1 protein-coding gene is annotated in these 810 nt (G+C 48.5%); it reads right to left on the bottom strand.

Annotated elements, in window-relative coordinates:
- The coding region (locus DSM107010_RS37365) for an AraC family transcriptional regulator (RefSeq protein ID WP_148125953.1) at positions 1 to 587 on the bottom strand (587 nt) is incomplete at its 3' end.
- Between the last annotated feature and the right edge of the window lie 223 nt (positions 588 to 810).

The raw sequence follows: 810 nt of genomic DNA, 5'->3' as shown, positions 1-810 counted from the left end.
GATGTGGCAATTTGGCGCACGGCTTCACCTTGTTCGCCGATCAGCAGACGGTAATAGAGTTCGCGAATTATCAGCGGTGCTAGCATGGGACTATGTTGCGGCGTATCTAAGAGCTTGACCAGGCGAAGGGCACACTCGATCGCCTCAACATCGACGTTGCTGACTGATATACCTCGGACAGAGTTCTCTTTTTTACCCACACTAGAACTCATTTGGGCAACCAGATCGCACAGTTGCATCGGGTCTAAGTTTAGTTTCAGTCCTAAATACGGTTTGTTGGGTGTCGCCTGGGCTACAAAGCTACTCAGTGGTAAATCGACCGAAACGACTAGATATTGCCCTGCGCCATACTGATACCTCTGTTCATCCAGCAACACTTCTTTTTGTCCTTGCACGACGATCGCCAGGATCGGCTGATACACGCCATGAAGTGCGGTAGATACAGCATCCGATCGCGTCAAATCCAATGGCGCGATCGCAGTTGGTTGGATAATGTTGCCGTTGGCATCGGTGTGCCGCATCACCAGTGTCGCGAGTTCTTGGCACCGATCTGCGATTACGTCAGAATTGGAGATTTCGATCGTCATAGAGACTCGCTCAGCCTTACTCTTAACGATTATAGAACCTATGACAATCTCTGTTTTGGAGAATTAGGCAATCATCCAATAGGTTTAGGTATTTGAAAAGCCCAATTCTATTCGTAGGATGAAGTCAGCTCAATTACAACTGTAGAAGATAAGGCAATGACGAACGATCTTGCCCGTTTTACCTATCCAGGCTATGCCGCATATGCCAGCGCCAAAGGAGCGT

It is taken from the genome of Chroococcidiopsis cubana SAG 39.79 (assembly GCF_003991895.1).
In the GTDB taxonomy this organism is placed as follows: Bacteria; Cyanobacteriota; Cyanobacteriia; order Cyanobacteriales; family Chroococcidiopsidaceae; genus Chroococcidiopsis; species Chroococcidiopsis thermalis.
Note: the sequence above shows the minus strand (reverse complement) of the source record. Positions and strands in the feature narration are given on the sequence as shown.